Source organism: Pseudonocardia zijingensis (assembly GCF_042657305.1).
In the GTDB taxonomy this organism is placed as follows: Bacteria; Actinomycetota; Actinomycetes; order Mycobacteriales; family Pseudonocardiaceae; genus Pseudonocardia; species Pseudonocardia zijingensis.
Genome location: NZ_JBHSKO010000029.1, coordinates 17794 through 38118, shown reverse-complemented (window position 1 = coordinate 38118; position 20325 = coordinate 17794). Strand labels below are relative to the sequence as shown.

Below are 20325 nucleotides of genomic sequence, written 5' to 3'. Positions count from 1 at the left end.
CGACCGGCCGGGCGGCGCCGCCTGGGTGGGTCAGGAGGTCACCGCGCACTGCCCCCGATCCGCGCGAGTCGGCCCGGATGCCGACGGCTTCACGTCGAAGTCGAAGATCGCCGTCGGCAGGTACAGCGAGCAGCACGCGTTCGGGATGTCGACGACCCCGCTGACGCGCCCCTCGATCGGGGCCGAGCCGAGCAGGAGGTAGGCCTGCTCGCCCGAGTAGCCGAACTTCTTGAGGTACTCCACCGCGTTCAGGCACGCACGCCGGTAGGCGACGGTGGCGTCCAGGTAGAAGTTCTCGTCGGTCTCGCGGTCCACCGACACCCCGATGAAGGTCATGAACTCGGAGTAGCGCGGCTCCACGTTGCCCGGCATGAACACCGGGTTCGTCGTGACGCCGTAGGTCTCCATCCCGCCCTTGATCAGGTCGACGTGGAAGTCGATGAAGCCGCCCATCTCGATCGCGCCGCAGAACGTGATCTCGCCGTCGCCCTGGCTGAAGTGCAGGTCGCCGCCGGAGAGCTTGGCATCCTCCACGTGCACCGGGTAGAAGACGCGCGAGCCGCGGGTGAAGTTCTTGATGTCGTGGTTGCCGCCGTTCTCCCGGGCAGGGACGGTGCGCGCGCCGTCGCGGGCGATCGCCTGCGCCACGTCACCCGTCGCCGTGCCGCCGAGCGTGTTCTGCTCGAGCGGTGGCAGCGCGAGCGGTGGCACGCGGTTGGGGTCCTTGTCGATCAGGGCCCGCTCCCGGCGGTTCCACCGGTCGAGCAGCTCGGCCGACGGGGCGGTCCCGAACAGGCCGGGGTGGGTGATGCCGGTGTAGCGGACCCCCGGGATGTGCCGCGACGTCGCCACCTGGCCGGCGAAGTCCCAGATCGCCTTGTAGGCGTCGGGGAAGTAGTCGGTCAGGAAGCCACCGCCGTTGGCCTTCGCGAAGATGCCGGTGTAGCCCCAGCCCTGGCCGGGGGCGTCGCCGTACTCCTGCGGGGCCTGCACCGGGCCCAGGTCGAGGATGTCGACGACGAGCAGGTCGCCCGGCTCCGCGCCTTCCACCCCGATCGGACCGCTCAGCATGTGCGCGTGCGTCAGGTCGACGTCGCGCACGTCGTTAGCCGAGTCGTTGTTGCCGAGCTGGCCGTCGGTCCACTCGCGGCACTCCACCCGGATCTGCTGTCCGGGCCGGACCATCACCGCGACGGGCACGTCCGGGTGCCACCTGTTGTGACCGGGCACCGCCTGATCACGCATCGACTTGGTCTGATCAACGCTGAACACCACATCCGGCATCGCAGCTCTCCTCCGTCGATTCCTCGATGATCAACCGGCCGCGGGCGAGGCGGTCGGCGCGCGGGGGTGGATGCAGGCGGGTCGTCCCGGCTCGCCTTCCCGCGGAGCCGCACCCCTGCGGCCGCCGGGTCCATGGGGCCAGCGAGGGCGCCGATCAACGCCGGGGGCCGGTACTCGAATCGCACCATCGCGCCCCACCGCCCCGGTCGAGAGGGGCCGAAGGTAGACCTGCCTCACCGGCCGGGACAGGCCCTAACGGAGCCCGCGAGCAGCCGTGGGTTGCTGCCGGAGGGTGGAGCCGCGAGCGCGGCGGACGGCGGGGGGCGTTGCACCGCCTGGCCCCCCGGTCCCGTCCACCAGCCGCCCGGAATGCGGAGCTCGGCCGATATCGTCCTTTTCGGCGTGATCGATCACACGCGTACATCCGAATGCACAGCGCGGGTGGACGGGCATGCTGAAGTTGTGCTTTCCGCATACCCGAATTCGATTCCGAGGATCGCGTCGTGACCGGCGCGGCGAGGACGTGGGACGTGCGGACCGGGGTCGGTGCCACGGCCGTCGTCGCGGCGGCGGGCCGCGCCGTCGAGACCCACCGCCAGGACGGTCTGCTCGACGACCCGTACGCCGAGGCCCTGGTACTCGCCGCCGGCCCGCCCGGCAACGTCCCCACCCGCCCCGGCGGCGACGGTGAGCACGGGAACTGGCGTGCGCTGTCGGACCTGGTCGGGATCCGCGGCAAGTTCTTCGACGACGCGGCGCGGCGGGCCGCCGGGTTCGGCGTGCGCCAGGTCGTGCTCCTCGCCTCCGGCCTCGACACCCGCGCGCACCGGCTCGACTGGCCCGCGGGCACCGTCCTGTTCGAGATCGACCAGCCCGCGGTGCTCGAGTTCAAGAACCAGGTCCTGCGCGTGGCCGGGGCGCAGGCCAGGTGCGACCGCCGTCCCGTGCCCGCCGACCTGCGCGAAGGGTGGCCGGACGCCCTGCGGGATGCCGGGTTCGACCCCGGCCGGGCCACGCTCTGGATCGCCGAAGGGCTGCTGTACTACCTCACCCCGGACGGCCAGCGCGGCCTCCTGGAATCGGTGCACGCGCTCTCGGCCCCCGGCTCGCGCTGGGCGATCGAGGACGACCCCCACTTCCTGGAGCGCATGGACGACCCCGAGGCGCGGGCGAGCTCCGAGGCCCTCGGGCTCGACCTGCGCTCGCTGCTCGGGGCCGGAGCGCGGCCGGATCCCGGCGAGTGGCTGCGTACGCACGGCTGGATCGTCGAGTCGCGCACCCTGCGCACCGCGGCGAGCGAGTACGGCCGGACGTTGACCCCCGTCGGCGAGCGCGTGAACGGGCCGTTCGTCCTCGTGAATGCCCGGAAGGCCTGAATCATGGCGTTGTTCGGAATCGGACTCGACACCGGGTTCAACGGGGCGGTCAGCGGAATTCGTGACGCGGGCCACCTGCTCGCGCAGGCCCGCAATGCGGATCGCGACGGGCTCGACGTGGTCACGATGACCGACCACCCGTATTCGCCCGCCCAGTTCGACGCGTACGCCACGCTCGGGTTCGTCCTCGGGGCCACGACGAGCGTCACCGCCGTGTCCACCGTGACCAACCTGCCCTGCCGCCCCGCCCCGATGCTGGCGAAGATGGCGAGCGGGTTGTCCGACCTGTCGGGTGGCCGCTTCGCGCTCGGCGTCGGCGCGGGCGCGTTGTGGGACGAGATCGTGAAGCTCGGCGTCGAGCGCAGGACGCCCGCGGAGGCCGTACGGCTTTTCGACGAGTCGATCACGCTGGTCAAGCTGCTCACCGGTGGCGGTGAGCCGGTGACGTTCGAGGGCGAGTTCCACCGGGTCGAGGACCTGCCGCCCTCGGACGCCCCGACCCCGCCGATCTGGAGCGGGTCGATCGGACCGAGGTCGCTCGGGGTCACGGGCCGGCTCGCCGACGTCTGGGTGCCCGGGGCCGCCCAGGACTGGCGCAGCAGGCTGGTGGCGACCTCGCGGGCCGTGATCGACGAGGCAGCGGCCGGGGCGGGGAGGAACCCGGCGGACATCGCGACCGTCTACAACGTCCTCGGCCGGATCACGGACGCCCCGTTGCCCACGGGCGACCCGACGGCGGGCAGTACCACGGGCAGCTCGCTCGACGAGCTGTTGGAGGCGTCGGTGCGCGATCCGGGCGCTCCCGCCGAGACCACCCGCAGCGCCGACGGCACCTGGGTCGGCGGGTCGGTGGAGCAGTGGGTCGAGGAGCTGACGATCGCGGTGCGCGACCACGGCGCCGGTGGTTTCGTGTTCTTCCCGGTGGCCGACACACCCGAGGATGCGGAGAAGGCACGCGCGAGGTGGGCGCGCGAGATCGTGCCGGCGGTGCGCGAGGCCACGGCCGCCTGAGCGCGACCGCACACACCGGGTAGGTACGGCGCACATGCTGCGCCTCGGCCCGCGCATCGGCATTCGGCTCAGCCCGCTTCCGGACCGCGGCGCGTCCGCCCGAACGGGGTTGGGCCGGGTGGGGTCACCTTCGACAGCTCGGCGCTGACCTTCCCGACAGGCCTTCCACGGCGCACCGGTGGGCTCCATCTTCGTGGGCTCGGTCGGTACGCGACGCGGAGGAGGCGTGTGATGACCGAGTTCGAGAGGGGATCGGTTCGGGCCAACGGGCTGGGCTTCGAGTACCTGGCGATGGGAGACGGGCCGCTCGCGCTGTGCGTGCACGGCTTCCCCGACTCGCCCTACAGCTTCCGGTACCTCCTGCCGGCGCTCGCCGACGCGGGCTACCGGGCGGTGGCGCCGTTCTGCCGGGGCTTCGCGCCCACGGAGCTGCCCGGGGACCGTCACCACGTGCACAGCAGCACGATGGTCGCCGACCAGAACGCGCTGCACGAGGCGCTCGGAGGTGGCGAGGACGCGGTGCTCATCGCGCACGACTGGGGAGCGGTGGGGGCGTGGGGCGCGGCGGGGAAGGCGCCGGACCGGTGGCAGCGCTGCATCGTGATCAACATCCCGCCGTTCGCGATCTTCGGTGAGAACATCCCCACCTACGACCAGATCAAGCGCTCGTTCTACTTCTGGTACTTCCAGATGTTGCACGTGGCCGCCGATGTGATCGCGGCGGACGACTTCGCGTTCATCGATCGGATCTGGGGGGACTGGTCGCCCGGCTACGACGCGAGCGAGGACCTGCCCCACGTCAAGGACTGCATCCGCGACCCCGCCTACTTCCAGGCAGCGCTCGGCTACTACCGCTGCCAGTTCGACCCGACCCGGTTCGGATCGCCGGAGTGGGTGGCCGAGCAGGCGGATGCGTGGGGCGCGAACATCACCCAGCCCACGCTGTACCTGCACGGCACGCAGGACGGCTGTCACGGGATGTCGCAGGCGCAGGTCGACCGCGTGCCGAGCCTGTGCGGCCCCGGCTCCCGGTCCGAGCTGATCGAGGGGGTCGGGCACTTCATGATGGTCGAGCGACCGACCGAGATCAACAAGAGGATCATCGGGTTCCTGGACGGGAAGGACTGAGGCGACGAGCTGTCCGCGGGCGCATGATCGGCAGTTTCGGTTGTCCATTGTTGCGGCGACAGCAATGGACATCCGATACCGGCGGTCGCGCGTGGATGTCGCCATCGCCGTGGGGCCGACCTACACGTCTCAGGAGCAGGCTGCCCGGCATACCCGCCGCACACAGGTCGAGGAAGGCGCCACGGCCGGCGACCGGGTGCTGACGAAGAGCACTCCGGCGACCGCCGGCCGGGTACGACCACACATGTGTTCGTGATGCTCGATCGGTGCGTTTCGCACTACCGGGACCAGCCTCGGTTCGCCACCATGATCCTCAGGCGCTGCCGCCGACGGCTGCTGTCGATCTCGGGCCGGTAGCCGGTCCTCGGAGGATGCGATGAGTTCGATCGAGCCGTGCCGGATAGGCGTGCCGCCGGCGGACCTCGATGACCTGCGGTATCGACTCGATCATGTTCGATGGGCGCAGGGAGTGAACGACGCCGGCTGGGACTACGGCTCGCCGGTCGAGGAGCTGATGGCTCAGGTCGAGTACTGGCGCGACGCCTACGACTGGCGCGCGTGGGAGGCGCGGTTCAACGAGTATCCGCAGTTCACCACCACGACCGACGGTCAGCACATCCACTTCCTGCACATCAGGTCGTCCCGTCCCGGCGCTCTGCCGGTGTTCCTCTCTCGCACGGCTGGCCGGGTTCGATCGCCGAGTTCCTCGACGTCATCGGGCCCCTGACCGATCCGACCGATGCCGGGATCGCCTTCGATCTGGTGATCCCCTCCCTGCCGGGATTCGGCTTCTCCGGGCCCACGCGCTCGCGTGGCTGGGACACCTACCGGATCGCGACGGTGTGGGCCGAGCTGATGCGGCGGCTGGGCTATGCGCGCTACGGCGCGGCCGGCAACGACTGGGGCGCACACATCGCGCCCGAGATCGGTCGAGCGGCGCCGGAAGCCGTCGTCGGGGTACACGTCACCCAGATCTTCTCGGACGTCGACCTGGCCGAGTTCGATCGGACGTCACCCGAGGAACGATCCGCCGTGGAGGAACACGAGTGGTTCCGTCGGCACATGGACGCCTACGGCTACCTGCAGACCCAGCAGCCGCAGTCGCTGGCCCACGCGCTCACCGATTCGCCGGTCGGCTTGCTCGGGTGGCACAACCTCATTTATCGCGGCGCCCTGGATGCGGACTTCGTGCTGACCAACGTGATGATCCACTGGTTGACCGGAACTGTCGCGTCGAGCATGCGGATCTACTACGAGAACGGCCGCAGCCGGCGGCCGAGCGAACCGACGACGGTGCCGCTCGGCCTGGCCCAATTCCGTGACGACATCCATGCGATCCGGCGCTTCGCCGAACGGGACCACGCCAACATCGTCTCGTGGAACGTCTACGACGCCGGCGGACACCTCGCCGCCCACCAGGAGCCCGACCTGCTGGTCGGCGACCTGAGGACGTTCTTCACGGGACTGAAGCAGTAGGCCGGAATCGGTTCACGGCTCGTGCCCTGGACACAGAGGTGCGCGGCCTGGACGAGCACTTCGCCGCGACCGCAGCACGAGGTCCCGCAGGAGCCCGTCGCCGCGCCGGCCGAGCTCCCGTTTGGACGTACGTGCCCCCGGCAGGATTCGAACCTGCGACCTAGAGATTAGAAGTCGCTTGAACTCGCAGGACTAGCGCTCATACCAGCGTGTTTGTTGCACCGGAGTTGCTGGAACGTCGCTCCAGAGACGCGATCGAACGGGTGTTGGCTCCACGTATGGCTCCACATGCCACGCGTCAGGACGCCCACGCTAGTTAATCAGCGCTGACCCTGCCAGGCAGGTGTTCAGACGCTCCCGCTGTCGAACGGACCCGACGGCATCGATCACGACGATTGCCGCTCGGCGCTGCTCGTCCGTAGCTGCCCTATCGCCTGCCATCAGGTGGGCGTAGGCGAGATCGACGCGAAGCGCCGCCTCAGCCCGCGTGAACTCGGCATCGTGGTCGCGGAGCGCACCCGTCAGAACCGGCACGGCCTCGGGATGGCCGATCCTGGAGAGAGCATGTCCGCGCCAACGGGCAAGGTGGACGTCATCCAGACCGACGTACGGTTCCTCGTCGCCGTGCGAGGCACGGAAGCAGGGTGGCGGCATCGCCGCCGATGCTTCGTCGAAGGCGCGCAGGCTGTCCGCGGGCTTCCCCGCTGCGGCCAGCGCCTCACCATGCGCCGCTGCGAGCCACGTCCGCAGCATCGCCGTCCCCGAGTCGCCGAGGGAACGCGCATAACCGCTCATCGCTGCACCGTCAGCCGTCCGGCCGATATCAGCGAGCACAACGGCCTGTTTGGCGAGAGCGTGGGCATGCAGCGCGACTGATTCCGTGATCAACGCCGCGTCGCATGCCCTCCCGTAGTGCCGCCACGCGCTCACGACCTCGCCGCGGTCGAGCGACTGCCATCCGGCCAGGGTGTGTGCATCCACCAGTACTGCGGCCAGGGAACGGCGGATTCCTGATTCGGTCGCGTTCGTCAGCAGTTGCTCGATGTGCTGTGCGTGCAGGCGCAACGCGCCGAGAAGTGTCGAAGCGCCGAAGCGGCGATCGAGTCGCCGTGTGTTCTCGACCTGCGACGCCAAGAGGTCCAACGCCTCTCGATCGACTCGCGCCGACCGTGCGACAAGACGCGCGACCTCGGCGGCCTCCCGCTGCCAGTCCGCCACGACGGATGACGCCTCCTCCGCCTCCACCTGCGAGTTAGCCTCGCCGAGGTCTGCTCGCGGCGGCGGCCCGAGCAACTCCATCGCGGGCGTGGCGAAGATGGCTTCCAAGAGGCGGCGCGTGGCTGGCCGCAAGGATGTCGGCCGATCCCTCGGCGAGATCAGGCGTTGCAGGTGCCGCAGGCTGATCGTGCCGCGCTCGCCGTGGTCACGTGCGAACGCTTCGGCATGCTCGACGAACTCCCCCAGAGTCATGCCGAGTTCGCGGATCTTCAGCTCAAGCAGGGTCGAAGGCTGACGGTCGTGCACGGATGAGTGCCTCCCTTCGCAACCCGCTGTCGTCCGAATGTCGTGTCAACGGCGTGCCCCGCGTCGTTCCGGTCCATCAGCGCTGACGGAAAGCTGATTTCACACAGCTTGCCAGACGACGAGCGCTCTCGGGTGTGCCGATCTCCGGGAGCCGACGCGAACGCGGGAATGCGGGATGACGAGCGACGAACACCACGAGGGGCCGGGCTTGCAACATGCCGGACCCACCGGGACGCCGAGGGACGCTCGCAATGGCGTGCCGCTGCGCTGGAGCGCACCGACCTACCGACGGCACGCGGGCAAGACTCTGGAGGGCCCGCGGCCCGTGCTGCTCGACCGTGCCTGGACCTACGAGCCCGCGTCGTGCATGACGGGGGTCCGCGTGGTCGCGCTGCGCGTCGGGGACGGCGTGTTCGTGTGTCCGCTGTGCGGGCTGAGGACCCGATGAGCAGCACAGATGCCGTCCGTGGCGGCACGATCGCGAGCTGCGCAGGGCCGGTCGGACGGCCCGAGTTGATGGACATGACCTCCGTCGCCGACGGTCAAACTCATGCGATCACGGCCGCCGAGTTCGAGCAGGGCGTGTTGGCAGGTCTGGGTCGGTATCGCGCGGCGTGCGGGGCGGACGTGGTGGTGACGTCGATGGTCGCGCGACCCGGTCCGCGGTGCTCGCGCTGTGCGGAGTACCGCGGGGAGCAGGAGCGCGCTGCGGTACCGCCCCGACTGATCATCCGACTCGCACGCCGCGTGCGTGACTTCCGCCCCAGGCGTCGCTCATGAGGGGCCCGTATTACCAGGCGGACGCCACGGTCCATGTGGTGGCGCCGCCGCGCGGCCGAGCGGTGCTGGCCTGCCGGTGCGGGCGCATGCTCGATCTCGTCGACATGCACCGCCCTCCGCAGCGCGACGTCTCTGGCGGTCGCGCCGGAACGGCCATCGATCCGATCCTGTGCGCGCGCTGCGCCAAGGCGGACCGTTCCTGACGCCGTCGTCAGGCGCCAAGGACGCGCGCACGGCTCATCGGACGTGCCGTTTCAGCTGAGTCAACGGCCTGTGACGATCTTCGGATAGGCCTTCTGAGGCCGGGTTGTGACTCGCCCGCGGGAGCGGCATCCTGCCCCGGTGCTAGCCGCGTCGAGCCTCCCAGCGGCCGGGACTCGCCCAGACGGTGATCAAGCGCTGCCCTCGAAGCGTCCACAACTTCTCTCCGGTCCACTCCATCTACCGGTGGCAGGGGCGAAGTCCACGAGCAGACCAAAGGTCGTGCCTCGCTCCATACGCGGCGCGAGTTCGTCGTCAGCGGCCATCGTTGAGCACGGCAAGGAGCGCCACCCATATCAGGTGCCATGGATCAGCGCCCGCCCGATCTATAACGGGAATCCCGAGCACCTGAACTGGATCGCGGCGGAGACCCAGCCGCCTGACGGATAGCGGCGACGGGCCGGCCACGCTCCAAGCTTTCCAGACAAAGCACAGCGGCAGCGCACCAAGAGTGCAGCCCCATGCGAGTAGACCCCTCGACGCCCTTTAGATCAGCCGCATCTCCCGTAAGAATTGGCTGGGTCCTGCATGATCGATGCTGCGCGACCATTGGACAAAGCCCGAGTAGAAGATGCTGACCGAACTTCGTGCCCGGGTTACTGCTACATACACCTTCCGTCGATCTTCGGCCAGCTTCTGCTCGTCATCAAGCGAGTTGAAGTGCGGCACTTGCTTCTGGTCAAGACCTAGGATACAGACCTTTTCAAACTCTAGACCTTTGCATGAGGACATGGTCAGGCCTTCAATTCGATTCAGTCGACGTCCTCTTTCCGCGAGAACTGCCGAGGAAGCCTGCGCTAACTCTCCGCCTTTGTAGGCGCGCTCCATTCGGAGTATTTCGTCGTGATCCTCACTTGCCGTTGTCGAGGTGTCAGCTTCTCGGAGACCAAGGTCCAATAATCCAGAGATGAACAAGTGCGCCGGATCGTCGGCCCTACCCTCGAAGTCAAATAGCTGCGCTAGAAATTTGACGTCCGCTTCGCGGGTCCATCGCGACCCGAGGCAACCGCGCCATCTACGCAGCAACAGTCCAAGCCGATGCCCACTTGCCTCTCTGCCGAGCAGTGCCCATGCTGCAGCGTCTTCGATCAACGACGTGGACTGTGTTAGTCGGTACGACTCTCCGCGAACCAGAATCGGGATGTTGTGCCTGCGGAACGCCTGCTCGACCTCGCGGCAGTGGGCATTCGTCGGAGCAATAACTCCGACTTCGTGAAGCGGAGTACCTGAACTATGCCAACTGGCAATCTGTGCAGCCGCGACATTGCACTGATCCAGAAGCCCTCCTCGGCACAGCGTAGCTGTCACTACACCACCGGAGCGCGAGGTTGACATTGGACGGCGACCTGCTCTCTTTCGCAGAAGCTCTGCGACTTGGAGTATGCCCGCCCCCGATCGATAGTTTTCCTCCAAAGGGACGGTGGCGACTCCGGGCTTCCTGGTTAGCTCATCAAGTAGCTCAGGCCTACTTCCAGTCCACCCATAGATCGACTGATCGGGGTCGCCAACAGCGAACAGGGTAGTCGAAGATTGATTATCAAAGCAGAGCGCCCTGACTAGCCGGTCAAGGGCAGGCGCAAGGTCCTGATACTCGTCGACATACAGTCGGCGGTACTTTGCGCCAATTACACGTCGCACTGCTGGAACCGTTTCAGCCAAGTGCACCGCCGTCGCAATTATCTCGTCAAAGTCGACAAGGTTATGCTGCTTTAAGTATCGCAAATATGCGTCAGCCACTCGTCTAATTTTGGGCACCCGCGCCCACATCTCGTCCGAAACAAAACGGCGACGATATGTCTCGATTGTTGAGCGTACCGTGTACGATTCCCGTCGTGTGAAGAACTCTTGGGTCATAGCGTACTTGAAGGCCTGCTCCTGCTCGGCCTTCCCTGCAATACGTCGATCTAGGACGTGTGAAAGGTCGGCGACATTCGCGAATGGCCTGAGGATGCTGTTCAGCGTGAAGCTGTGCACGGTCCCGATGAAGACGTTCGCTCTCCCTGGTACGCCGAGGACCGCGACCCTCTCGCGGATCTCGTCGGCAGCTGCGTTCGTGAGAGTTACGCATGCGGCGCCGTGTGGCGGATCGACCTTGGTCAGCATGTCGACTACGAACCGAGTGGTTAGAAGCTTCGTCTTGCCGCTTCCAGGTGGCGCTACGACGACGCAATGGCCCTGCTGTTGGAATGCCCTCCACTGTCCAGGATTCTTCTTGAGCGCCTTTAGTGAATCGTCGAGTGGCGTCACTCGTGGTTCCTAAGATGCTGCAAGGCGCCTGCATAGTAGCTGGGTGCAGAAAGCCGACATGACGCAAGTCTTTGCGCAAACCTACCCTTGCCGCCGGTCCTTTCAATTGCAGTCATGAAAACCTCATATGAAGGCAGGCCGCGCCACTGCTGAACTAGCTGCCGCAGGTTGCTCCCTCCAAGCTGGGTGAGTACCTCAATGCAGTTTTTTAGGTTCTCCTCGGAAGCAGCAGCGAGGTCATACTCGAAGGTGTGGTTGCCCACAAATATGCCCTCTTCTTCCGGAGACTTCTGGCTGCCAAGGTGCTCCAGAAGTCGTAAAGCACGGCGCTTGCCTTGGCTAGTACCGCTTGCATTTAAGTCACCGTCGGTGGCGATTGCCCACGGAATCCGCAACGCAGCGCAGAATTTCATGTACGGGAGGAAGTGAGTTCCGTTAATCGCGCAAACTGTGATTCCCTCTTGGTCGAGATCAAGCTCGCTCGCTTCTGCGATACGCGAGGCAAGCACTGCCTCCGCGTATCCTTCGACTAGTAACACTTTTCGCGCAAATACTATTTCTGCGCGCGTAACGTCGAGATACCGCGAAATGTCGTCCCATGCGCGTTCAGTGAGCTCAGCGTCTCGGGCGCAGGCAGCAACGCTTCGAGTTCCGTCCGAGCGAAGCATGACCAGACTCTTAGGATCCGCCACGCTCGCAATGTGTGGCGATTGCGTTGAGATGAATACGCTTTGCTGCCCGCCCCGGCCATCGAGAATGCGACGGAAGATGAGCCGCTGCAAATGGGGGTGAAGGTGCGCTTCGGGTTCTTCGATAGCGACAACTGCATGGGCGATGTCGGCCGCCTCCAGTCTGCCTTCAAGGCCCAACTCAAGAAGGGCGAAGTACAGGACGTTGAGCGTGCCGAGGCTCGCGGCCGAGAGCGGCCGTTCGGCTTGGCCGTCAATGAATATCCGCATTGTTCGGATCAAGCGGATAGGGTCCTGGGCTGCAACGGCTAACGAAGCATCGAGCGCCTGATGCTCGCCGACCATCTCTTCAGTACGGTTGCTTATCGTCTCGCCAAGCGTTTTTATTCCCTTGATCTCGCGCAGTGATTTGTTGGCGGCAGAGACCGCTTCCTTTGCGATCTTAAGCTCTTCCTCAGTCGCATTTTTGGCTACTGTCTCGAGCATTCGCCGGAGTGGAGAGCGGCGCCAGTTGCGGATGTCATCTTCGACGTTCCGGAGCGCGTGAAGAAATGTGAAATGTAGATACCCGCGGAGATCGTTCGGCACCTGGTTCTCAAGGTCTCCTCCGCCGTAGATCGTCGATCGATATTTCGGAACTCGAGAGGCGCTGTCCAGGCTAGAGGACACTGGGGCATACCTGTAGGTGATGCGAGCACGTAACGGGTTGTCCGCAGTAAGGGCGTCTCCAAGAGCGGCAACGACTGCGAGCTCTTCCTCGAAGTCGACTAGCTCGACGGAAACCTCGATGATGTGGCCGGATTGCATCGGGTCCCAGTCGTCGGTACCGTCAGAAAGGCCGTCCCAGAAGTCATCTCGCCCGAGCTGGCGGTCATTCTGGGACAGGCTTGGATCAAGCACGAGCCGCATCGCGTGGATCAGGTTGCTCTTCCCAGTCCGGTTCTCTCCGACGATCACGGTCGCCGGTGACAACTGTAGGTCGAGCTTATGAAAGTTCCGGAAGTTCTCAATTTGCAGGCGCGCGATTCGCATCGATCGTCTCATGCCCCCGGAATGGAGCCCGCTCCCGGCCCTCGGGAGGGGTGTTGCTGACGTGGTCGCGAAAGGTGGCGGATCTGTTACTCCTCGTGGGCAGGGGCCGTGGTGCGGTGGAGCAGCGGCTTGGGCTCCAGCGGCCCGCCGGGCGAGATATCTCCGGTCGATGCGAGTCCGAGTGACGTCGCCAGTGCGGTCGCCACGGCGAGTGAGGTTCGTCATTCGGCATCGCACCGTCCTGACCTGCGGGAAGTGAGATAGTGAGTCGGGCGCAGACGGGTTCCGGGGACGCCTGACAGGCCCTCGCAAGGGGCTTGGCGCCGACCTGGCCGACATCACTCACCCTCCCGCTGGACGCTTCGCTCGACGAGCCGGGCGCGGATCACGGCAGGGTCGACCGGGTAGCGGCGGCCGGTCGAGGGCACCTTCACTCCGTGCTCGGCGAGGATCGTGCGGAGCTGGACCCCGGACATCGACCGGTAGAGCGGGTGGTCGGGGGCGAGTTTCCGCAACCGCGGCGGAACGTCCGCGACGTTGACCTTGGCGTCGCCGAGTACCGCGGCCACGTCGGCGATGATGTCCCGCTCTGTCTGGGTCTCAGTGTCTGTTACCGCGATAGCGGTTCCTGCGTGTGTGGAACCTGGTTCGAGATAGGTCATCGCGCGTTCGATGACCTCGGCAGCGGCGTCATAGCCGGTGTCGTCGTCGGCCTCGATGTAGAACCACTTGAGGATCTCGAACCGCTCATCGGTCGCCCCGGTCAACAGCGAGGTGCCCACGTCCTTGCCGGGCCGCAGCTCGGTGGCCCGGATCCCGGCCTGGAACGAGCCGTCGCCGAGGAACCCGTCGTTGGACCGCCACGACTTCACCGCGAAGCACGCGTTGACCTTCACCAGCTCAACGATCTTCGGCGGGATCGCGTCCGCCCGCGACGATTGGGTGTCGAACGCGAGCGTGATCGCCGTCTTCCGCCCCCGTCGCATCGTCTGCACAGCCAGGTCCGCGGCCTCCTTGCCGAACTGCTCGTGGCCGAACAGCTCGTGGCATTCGGAGAACAGCGCCGTCAGCGGCCGCAGCTCGGGGTGCTTCTCGGCCAGGGTGCGGGTGACCTTCTTGGCGCCCAGCTCGGCCAACCGGGCCTCGCGCTGCGCAACCTTCTCGTAGAGATCCCGCAGCGCCCGAAGGGCGGCAGCGGCCACGGTGTCGTCGATGCCGCGGTCGTAGCGCGCCAGGCGCGGGCGGTAGGCGTCGAAGTCGCCGTTGTTGGCGAACACGAACACCCACAACTCGCACAGCGGGTCCAGAGCGGCGCCGAGGATCACCACGCGGGCGGCGTTGGACTTACCCTGCCCCATCAGCCCGCCGAACACGAGGTTCCCGCCCGGTAGCACCACAATGATCACGTCGCCGCGCTGCGAGACCCCGAACGGGACGCCGGCGAATACGTCCGCCTTGCCGTCGTGGAGCAGCGGGTACGGCGGGGCCGGCCTCTCCGTCGACCCGGGGTCGGCCACCCACAGGTCGACGTAGCCGGCCCGCTCGGCTGCGGTGGGCCAGACCTCCAGTGGTGCGCGGTTGAGGTTGCGGGCAAGGACATCACGCCGGTCGGCGATCATGTCCGGGGTGATACCCATCGGCAGCGAGAACGCCGCGTGGTAGCCACAGTTGTTCACCCGCACCGGCGGAGTCAGGAACTCGACCTCCCACCCCTTCTTGATCGCCTCGTTGAGTTTGCCGATCCCGAGGTGGGCGAGCGCGGTCGCGACGCCTCCCGGGGTGACGATCACGCCCTCCTGGTCCCGCAGGCGAGTGGACGCTGCCCAGGCCGGGACTGTGCCGTGAGTGCGGCCGAGCTGCCACAACGCCGCCAGCGCCAGCCAAGGCACAGCCAGCAGCAGCGGTAGCCAGACGACGGTGACCAGCCACACCACCCACGCGATCAGATCCACCACCGCATGCAGCGGAGCCAGCACCCACGCGATGTCCCGGTAGCCGACGGCCAGCGTGATCCCCAACGCCAGCAACATCCCCGCAACCGTCATCGCCGCGACCGCGACCGCCTTGGCCAGGGCGAACGGGGCGGCGATACAGTCCATCCGCCGCTTGTGCCGCATCGCCCGCGCCCGCTCGGAGCGCTGCTCCCAGTCGATCAGGCGTTGAATGTCGCCGGCCAACTCGGCCTGGCGCATCATCCGCTCGTAGCGGGACTGGGTGTGCGCCTCCCACACCCGTCGAACCACAACCCAGACTCCGGTGGCGATGTAGACGATGCCGTTGCGGATCGCCCACCGCAGCGTAGCGCGGGTCCGCTCGTGCGTGGCCGCCACCCGCACCCCAGTGACCACGTACACGGTCGCCCGACCCGTCCGGCGGCGCACCGCCGACACAGCCTTGGGCAGCACCGGCGCCACGTCTGGCCGCCGCACCACCGGCGCAGGGCGACGCACCTCCACCGCCGCCTGTTCGCCATCGTGGCTTGCGGTCTGGCGCTGGTGTTGCATGTGGCGGGCCACGTACTCGCTCTCCAGGTCGGAGAGGAGCACACCCTCCACCACCGGCCCGTCCTGGCCGGCCCCATGCTGGCCTGACCAGGGCAGAGCTGGAATGGCGGGCACGTTCGGCAGGGTGGGCGGATCGTCGCTACGCGGGTCGCTGCTGCCGGGGCGATGCTCAGTCATCGGTATCGCCCGCCGTCGCGCCTGCGCTCGGCACGGTCACGGAATTCGTCACGTGACCGGTGGGATCCGCGTGCCTGCGGGACATGGCCAGCAGCGCGAACCCGGACACGACCATCAGCCCGTCCAGCACGAGCGGGCCGACCGCGGCCCCGAGCGGCCCGTAGTCCCACGCGATCAGCACATCGTGCAGGTGGCCGTAGGAGATGATCGCCGACCCCACCGCGACGGTTCCGGCGCCGCCGTAGCGGGCCAACGCCCACCAGAACCCCGGCGCCCAGCGCACCCGGGACAGCACCTCCACCGACAACAGCAGTCCGATCGGCCACACCGCGGACCCGACCTGAGGGGCGAGGCCCGGCGACCAGCCCGCCGGCTGTTCGTCGGCCGGAAGCCAGGCGTGCAGCACGTTCGCCGCCACCGACATTACCGAGCCGAACACGAACCCCAACCAGGCCACGAACCGTGCACCCGCTGGAACCGGTGCCGCTCCTTCCGCTGCGGCGGCCGGGTCGGTGCCGTGTTGCTGCCGCGCGGACTCGCCGACGGCAGCCGCACCGGCGTAGCCGCTGCCGTTGGCATTGCACTGGCCGGTTGGCCGGAGGGTCGGGCGAGTCTCGGCGATCCGATCGCGGCCCCACCGCTCGCTGCGCCCGAACCGTGCGCCGAGCGCCTTGCCGTTCAGCCCGGCACCCGCCGCGACGCTGTCCCGATACGCCTGCCGGGCTTGCTCCCGCAGCTTGGAAGCGATCACGCCCTCGTGCGTGGACTCGGCCCGCCAGCCCGGCGCGGTGGGCGCAGCGTCATCGCCGCGCCCACCCATCGACAGGCCGTCCCGGTTGTCACCGGTGGCGCTCATCGCCGGCCACCTCCGGACCGGGTAGGGCCGACCTGCATCACGGTCAACGCCTTGGTCACCGGGTACGCGGCGAACAGCGCCGGCACCGCGAGCACGACCAGCAGCAACGTCGTGTTGCTCGCCGCGTAGGTGATCACCAGCCACTGCGCTCCTACGATCAAACCCGCGGTGATCAGCACATGCCCGACCAGCGAGACCGGGCTCGTGCCGACTCGAGCGAGTTCCGCAGCGGCCCGAGCCTTCTTGACCCCGGCCCGTGCCTTGACCACCACCGACAGGACAGCCAGGGCGGCGATGCCGCCGAGGAACAGCTCAACCCCGCTCATCACCGTCACCGCCCTCCGAGCTCGCCGCCGGCACACGCCCGGCCGCATCCGTCGCCGTCTCGGTGGTCGATTCGACCGTCTGCCACGCGCGGTGCAGCGCCTGCCTGCCGCGCTCGCCGTAGGCGCCCCACATGCCGACCGCCCGAGCACCGGCAAGGCGCAGCTCCAGCTCGGTGCACTCGTCGCGCACCGGGCACCCCGCGCACAGCCGCAGCGCGAGATCGGGATCGGTGTACTCGTCATGCAGCCACCCCGGCGCCTGTCCGTCCTCCTGCGGCTCCAGGCACGCGGCGGCCCCGCGGATCGCCGCCCCGAGTGCGTCGTCATCCACTTGCCGCAGCCGCCGCAGCCGCGCCACCACGGCCGACTCCTCGTCGTCCCGGGCGCTCACCGCGCACCATCCAGCAGACGCCGAACGTCCGTCTCGCGGACGACGAGCAGACCGTGCTGCCTCGACGCGCGCAGCAGGCCCAGCCGGATCGCCCGATGGAGCACCGACTGCGGCACCCCGAGAGTCCCTGCGGCCTTCCGCACCGTCAGGCACCGTGGCCGTCGACCGTCGTTGACTGCACGCGTTGCCCGCCGGCCGCTCATCGCTGGCCACCCGTGACGCGAGCTACCTCGCGGGCTACCCGTCGCCCGGCGGCGATCGCCGCGACGTCCACGCACCCGCCGAGTTCCGTCGCGTCCGCCGCAAGCCGCTCGACGGCAACCGCCGGGATGACGTAGCGCGAGCGCACCCGGACCGCCGGGAAGGCGTCCTCACGGATGGCCCGGTAGAGCGTCGCTCGGTTCACCCGGAGCAACCGAGCGGCCTCAGTGACTGTGTAGAAGATGGGCCGCATTGCGGCCATGTCGTTGTCTCGATCTTGCGAGTTCATGGCGTTAGTCCCGTCTGCGAAATAATTTCAGCTCTGCTTGCGCTGATATCAGCGCTCAATGGCGTAAAGCGGGCTCGAAACACGCAGACATCGCGCGAATCCGTCCCGAGCAACCGATACGTCCGGCTAACCTCGACGCCCGGGTGGGCCACGACAGAGGGCGAGGAATCGGTGTCGGGATCGGACTGGGCGGCCGTTGCCAAGGCGATGGACCGACGGTTGAACGAACTCGGCATGCGTCAGCGCGACCTCGCCGAGCGCGCGCACGTCTCGCAAGCGATCGTGCGCGAGCTGCAGCACAACACCGCGCAGCGACGCCGCAGCGCACGGACCCTGGAAGCCATCTCCGTCGCGCTCGGCTGGCATCCGCGGCACCTGCACGCCGTGCTGTCCGGCGAGGATCCACCCGACCACGCCAGCCCGGCGTCCCTGCCGGTCGTCGAGCGACTCGCTGCGATCGAGTCGCACCTGCGCTCGATCGAGCAACGCCTGATCGACGTCCAGTCCCGGCTCGACGCTCCGCCGGATCGGAGTGAATGACGTGGCTTCCATGCACCACAGAAAACGCGCCTAGAACCGTTCCCCACAGATGGCAGGAGTTATCACGCGAGGTGATAACTCCTATTAACCATGCAGTTCAGAGGCATGATTGGGGGTAGTCGATGCCGGAGCGGACGAAGTTGCAGGCGGTTCGCAGACAGCTCGGCTACTCGGCCGCCAAGACCATCGCGATGTTGGAACGACAAGCCCGCGCAGACCAGATCACGATCATGACGTCGACCAGCCTCAAGACCAAGTTGTCCCGGTGGGAGAACGGACACGAATCGGTCGGTCTGCCCGAGTATCGGCGCCTGTTCCGTGAGATCTACGGTCGGACGAACGCCGAACTCGGCTTCCCCGACGAGCGCACCGACGGCCCTGCTGTCGAACTGCGGGAGCGGATCGCTGTTGCCCGCACCGTCGATGCCGCCACCGTCGCCGCGTTCCGCGACCAGGTCGAGCAGGCCCGTCTCTTTGACCGCCAGTTCGGTGCAGTCCATCAGCTCGATCAGCTCCGCCACCAGATCGATCACATGCAGGATCTGCTCACCCATCTACCGGCCATCGGCCAGCGGGCTGCACTCGCCAGGGCACTCACAGAGGCGTCGGCGCTCGCAGGTTGGCAGGCTCTCGACCGCGAGGATCACACGCAGGCATGGGCACACCACGAGCGCGCGAAGCACGCCGCGCGCGAAGCTGGATCGCCGTTGCTCCTCGCGCACGCCACCGCACAGCAGTCGGTGATCCTCCTCGCGGTCAACGACACAACTTCCGCAGTCGATCAGGCCGCATATGCCCGCAGCAGCGGCGCTCGCGGCCCCGCTCTCATGCGGTCGTGGCTGGCAGCAGCGCACGGTGAGGCGCTTGCGGCGGCCGGCGACCGGGACGCGGCCATGCGCGCGTTCGACGACGCTCACAGCCTGCTACCGGCCGATCCCGTCGATCCCGCGCTGCCGTACGTGTTCCTCGGCGGAGGACATCTCGACCGGTGGCGGGGGAACGCTCTGGCTCTCGTTGGTGACCCCGAAGCGGTCGACCTACTCACGGCAGCTCTCGCGCGGCTACCAGCGTCGTGGGCGCGCTCCCGGTCCCGGCTTCTGGTCGATCTCGCCTACGCCCATGCCACCGCGGGCGAGCGCGACGCGGCCCTGAGCCGCGCCCGGGAAGCCCGAGCGATCGCCCGGCAGATCAGCTCGGACCGCCAGCTCCGGCGCCTCGATCGTCTGGTCCTGCCGCAGGGTCAGGCAGCGTGATCGAACGTCCTCACGCCGGCCGCGGGTTGCGGGTGGCCAGGTAGTAGAGCAACGGCACCAACGCGCCGCTCCCGAGCAGCTCGCCGCGCTGCGCCAGCTCTGGGACGCGATCGAGCGGCACCCACTCGACGCGGCCCACCTCCTCGGTGTCGGTCGGCTCGCCGACCCGCTCTGCCTGACGCCATAGGTAGACCGACATGTGAGCGGTGGCGTTGCCGGGTAGCGGCTCGAAGCCGATGAGCTCCTCCGGTGGGCCGACCGGGGACCAACCCGACTCCTCGACAGCCTCCCTCGCTGCAGTGGCGGCCGGGTCTTCGCCGTCCTCGACCAGCCCGCCGAGCAGCTCGTACCCCCACTGGTCCGTGGGGAAGCGGTAGCGGTGCAGCATGAGAACGGTGTCGGCATCCTCGTCGACGATCATGGCGACGGCGATCCGGCCGAAGTGGACGACGTGGTAGTCCCACCGCTCGCCGTTCGGCGCCTCGACGTCGACGAGTCCCAGGCGAACCCAAGGGCTGCTCTCGTAGATCGTCTTCTCGCCGAACGTGCGCCACGCTCCATGCTCGTCCGCCACACAGCGCACAGTAGGAGCATGCAGAGTGCACAGCATCGGACGATGGGCCCTGTGTGACGAGGTCAGCGCAAGATCGCCGATATCGGCGCGCGACTACCCCAGGTGCGGCCAGCGGGTCATCGCCGTTGACGCCGTATTGCTACTCGATCCCATGACTACATCTCGTGCGATGTGGGACAGGTGCGCTGGCCCGCAGTGGGAAGGCCGGAACGGCTGGCGTGGACGATCACGTGGTGCGGGGTGACGGCGCGCAGACCGCGGGTCAGGGGAGCCGTGGGCGGCGAGCTAGACGAGTGTCGTGCCGGCGTCTCGAAGGCAGCGGTGGCTCGCTGCTGGTGACCGTCGCGCGGACTGCCGGCGGGTCACAGGCTGCGAGCCTGTGCGGACATCAGCATTGACAGATCTT

Annotated in this window: 19 protein-coding genes; 9 read left to right on the top strand and 10 right to left on the bottom strand. The window is 67.6% G+C overall.

Features of this window, described 5'->3' with window-relative positions; genetic code table 11:
- Window positions 1–30 precede the first annotated feature (30 nt).
- Complete coding sequence (gene fmdA, locus ACFPL3_RS36070) at window positions 31–1284, bottom strand: formamidase (protein ID WP_343945831.1); 1254 nt, start codon at window positions 1282–1284, stop codon at window positions 31–33.
- Between the two features lie 503 nt (window positions 1285–1787).
- Here fmdA and ACFPL3_RS36065 point away from each other — a divergent pair.
- From ACFPL3_RS36065 to ACFPL3_RS36045, 5 genes are all read left to right on the top strand, one after another.
- Window positions 1788–2660 carry an SAM-dependent methyltransferase gene (locus ACFPL3_RS36065; RefSeq protein ID WP_343945830.1) on the top strand — a complete coding sequence of 291 codons (873 nt, stop codon included), beginning with the start codon at window positions 1788–1790 and terminating at the stop codon, window positions 2658–2660.
- A 3-nt stretch (window positions 2661–2663) separates the two neighbouring features.
- Window positions 2664–3671 (top strand): LLM class flavin-dependent oxidoreductase, encoded by a 1008-nt coding sequence (locus tag ACFPL3_RS36060; protein WP_343945829.1) that lies wholly within the window; start codon window positions 2664–2666, stop codon window positions 3669–3671.
- A 231-nt stretch (window positions 3672–3902) separates the two neighbouring features.
- Window positions 3903–4799, top strand: coding sequence for an alpha/beta fold hydrolase (locus ACFPL3_RS36055; protein WP_343945828.1), 897 nt, complete (start codon window positions 3903–3905; stop codon window positions 4797–4799).
- A gap of 376 nt (window positions 4800–5175) precedes the next feature.
- Window positions 5176–5526 (top strand): epoxide hydrolase N-terminal domain-containing protein, encoded by a 351-nt coding sequence (locus tag ACFPL3_RS36050; protein WP_343945827.1) that lies wholly within the window; start codon window positions 5176–5178, stop codon window positions 5524–5526.
- A complete protein-coding gene (locus ACFPL3_RS36045; protein ID WP_343945866.1) occupies window positions 5493–6275 on the top strand; it encodes an alpha/beta fold hydrolase in 783 nt (260 codons plus the stop codon). Before ACFPL3_RS36050 ends, ACFPL3_RS36045 begins: the two co-directional genes overlap by 34 nt.
- Before the next feature lie 312 nt (window positions 6276–6587).
- On the opposite strand, the gene ACFPL3_RS36040 is transcribed toward ACFPL3_RS36045, so the two are convergent.
- Entirely contained in the window at window positions 6588–7799 is a 1212-nt protein-coding gene (locus ACFPL3_RS36040) for a hypothetical protein (RefSeq protein ID WP_343945826.1), read from the bottom strand.
- 175 nt (window positions 7800–7974) lie between these two features.
- Between ACFPL3_RS36040 and ACFPL3_RS36035 the strand changes: the two genes are divergently transcribed.
- Together ACFPL3_RS36035 and cutA are read left to right on the top strand one after the other, a co-directional pair.
- The gene (locus ACFPL3_RS36035; protein ID WP_343945825.1) at window positions 7975–8247 is read left to right on the top strand and encodes a hypothetical protein; all 273 of its coding nucleotides are present in this window, start codon (window positions 7975–7977) and stop codon (window positions 8245–8247) included.
- A gap of 641 nt (window positions 8248–8888) precedes the next feature.
- The gene (gene cutA, locus ACFPL3_RS36030; protein ID WP_379590406.1) at window positions 8889–9230 is read left to right on the top strand and encodes a divalent cation tolerance protein CutA; all 342 of its coding nucleotides are present in this window, start codon (window positions 8889–8891) and stop codon (window positions 9228–9230) included.
- Between the two features lie 96 nt (window positions 9231–9326).
- Here the strand turns inward: cutA and ACFPL3_RS36025 are convergent, their stop codons facing one another.
- The 7 genes from ACFPL3_RS36025 to ACFPL3_RS35995 all read right to left on the bottom strand — a co-directional run bounded on the left by ACFPL3_RS36025 (window position 9327) and on the right by ACFPL3_RS35995 (window position 17525).
- Complete coding sequence (locus ACFPL3_RS36025) at window positions 9327–11087, bottom strand: ATP-dependent helicase (RefSeq protein ID WP_343945824.1); 1761 nt, start codon at window positions 11085–11087, stop codon at window positions 9327–9329.
- On the bottom strand, window positions 11084–12808 hold the full coding sequence (locus ACFPL3_RS36020; RefSeq protein WP_379590404.1) for an ATP-dependent nuclease: 1725 nt from the start codon (window positions 12806–12808) through the stop codon (window positions 11084–11086). The genes ACFPL3_RS36025 and ACFPL3_RS36020 overlap by 4 nt, the downstream gene beginning before the upstream one ends.
- A gap of 338 nt (window positions 12809–13146) precedes the next feature.
- A complete protein-coding gene (locus ACFPL3_RS36015) occupies window positions 13147–15489 on the bottom strand; it encodes a cell division protein FtsK (protein ID WP_343945821.1) in 2343 nt (780 codons plus the stop codon).
- Window positions 15482–16345 (bottom strand): DUF2637 domain-containing protein, encoded by an 864-nt coding sequence (locus ACFPL3_RS36010; RefSeq protein ID WP_343945820.1) that lies wholly within the window; start codon window positions 16343–16345, stop codon window positions 15482–15484. The genes ACFPL3_RS36015 and ACFPL3_RS36010 overlap by 8 nt, the downstream gene beginning before the upstream one ends.
- Window positions 16342–16671, bottom strand: a complete 330-nt coding sequence (locus ACFPL3_RS36005) for a hypothetical protein (RefSeq protein ID WP_343945865.1) — start codon at window positions 16669–16671, stop codon at window positions 16342–16344. Before ACFPL3_RS36005 ends, ACFPL3_RS36010 begins: the two co-directional genes overlap by 4 nt.
- Window positions 16658–17032, bottom strand: coding sequence for a WhiB family transcriptional regulator (locus ACFPL3_RS36000; protein ID WP_343945819.1), 375 nt, complete (start codon window positions 17030–17032; stop codon window positions 16658–16660). Before ACFPL3_RS36000 ends, ACFPL3_RS36005 begins: the two co-directional genes overlap by 14 nt.
- Window positions 17033–17261: 229 nt before the next feature.
- A complete protein-coding gene (locus tag ACFPL3_RS35995) occupies window positions 17262–17525 on the bottom strand; it encodes a helix-turn-helix domain-containing protein (protein ID WP_379590401.1) in 264 nt (87 codons plus the stop codon).
- Between the two features lie 198 nt (window positions 17526–17723).
- Between ACFPL3_RS35995 and ACFPL3_RS35990 the strand changes: the two genes are divergently transcribed.
- Entirely contained in the window at window positions 17724–18092 is a 369-nt protein-coding gene (locus ACFPL3_RS35990; RefSeq protein ID WP_343945817.1) for a helix-turn-helix domain-containing protein, read from the top strand.
- A gap of 122 nt (window positions 18093–18214) precedes the next feature.
- The gene (locus tag ACFPL3_RS35985; RefSeq protein WP_343945816.1) at window positions 18215–19345 is read left to right on the top strand and encodes a tetratricopeptide repeat protein; all 1131 of its coding nucleotides are present in this window, start codon (window positions 18215–18217) and stop codon (window positions 19343–19345) included.
- A 10-nt stretch (window positions 19346–19355) separates the two neighbouring features.
- Here ACFPL3_RS35985 and ACFPL3_RS35980 read toward each other — a convergent pair whose 3' ends face one another.
- Complete coding sequence (locus tag ACFPL3_RS35980) at window positions 19356–19919, bottom strand: NUDIX hydrolase (RefSeq protein ID WP_343945815.1); 564 nt, start codon at window positions 19917–19919, stop codon at window positions 19356–19358.
- Window positions 19920–20325: the final 406 nt, after the last annotated feature.

Excerpts from the sequence above, each read along its gene's own strand:
- fmdA (WP_343945831.1), bottom strand. The coding sequence starts at position 1,284 with ATGCCGGATGTGGTGTTCAGCGTTGATCAGACCAAGTCGATGCGTGAT.
- ACFPL3_RS36060 (WP_343945829.1), top strand. The coding sequence starts at position 2,664 with ATGGCGTTGTTCGGAATCGGACTCGACACCGGGTTCAACGGGGCGGTC.
- ACFPL3_RS36055 (WP_343945828.1), top strand. The coding sequence starts at position 3,903 with ATGACCGAGTTCGAGAGGGGATCGGTTCGGGCCAACGGGCTGGGCTTC.
- ACFPL3_RS36050 (WP_343945827.1), top strand. The coding sequence starts at position 5,176 with ATGAGTTCGATCGAGCCGTGCCGGATAGGCGTGCCGCCGGCGGACCTC.
- ACFPL3_RS36035 (WP_343945825.1), top strand. The coding sequence starts at position 7,975 with ATGACGAGCGACGAACACCACGAGGGGCCGGGCTTGCAACATGCCGGA.
- ACFPL3_RS36020 (WP_379590404.1), bottom strand. The coding sequence starts at position 12,808 with ATGCGAATCGCGCGCCTGCAAATTGAGAACTTCCGGAACTTTCATAAG.
- ACFPL3_RS36015 (WP_343945821.1), bottom strand. The coding sequence starts at position 15,489 with ATGACTGAGCATCGCCCCGGCAGCAGCGACCCGCGTAGCGACGATCCG.
- ACFPL3_RS36010 (WP_343945820.1), bottom strand. The coding sequence starts at position 16,345 with ATGAGCGCCACCGGTGACAACCGGGACGGCCTGTCGATGGGTGGGCGC.
- ACFPL3_RS36005 (WP_343945865.1), bottom strand. The coding sequence starts at position 16,671 with ATGAGCGGGGTTGAGCTGTTCCTCGGCGGCATCGCCGCCCTGGCTGTC.
- ACFPL3_RS35995 (WP_379590401.1), bottom strand. The coding sequence starts at position 17,525 with ATGGCCGCAATGCGGCCCATCTTCTACACAGTCACTGAGGCCGCTCGG.
- ACFPL3_RS35985 (WP_343945816.1), top strand. The coding sequence starts at position 18,215 with ATGCCGGAGCGGACGAAGTTGCAGGCGGTTCGCAGACAGCTCGGCTAC.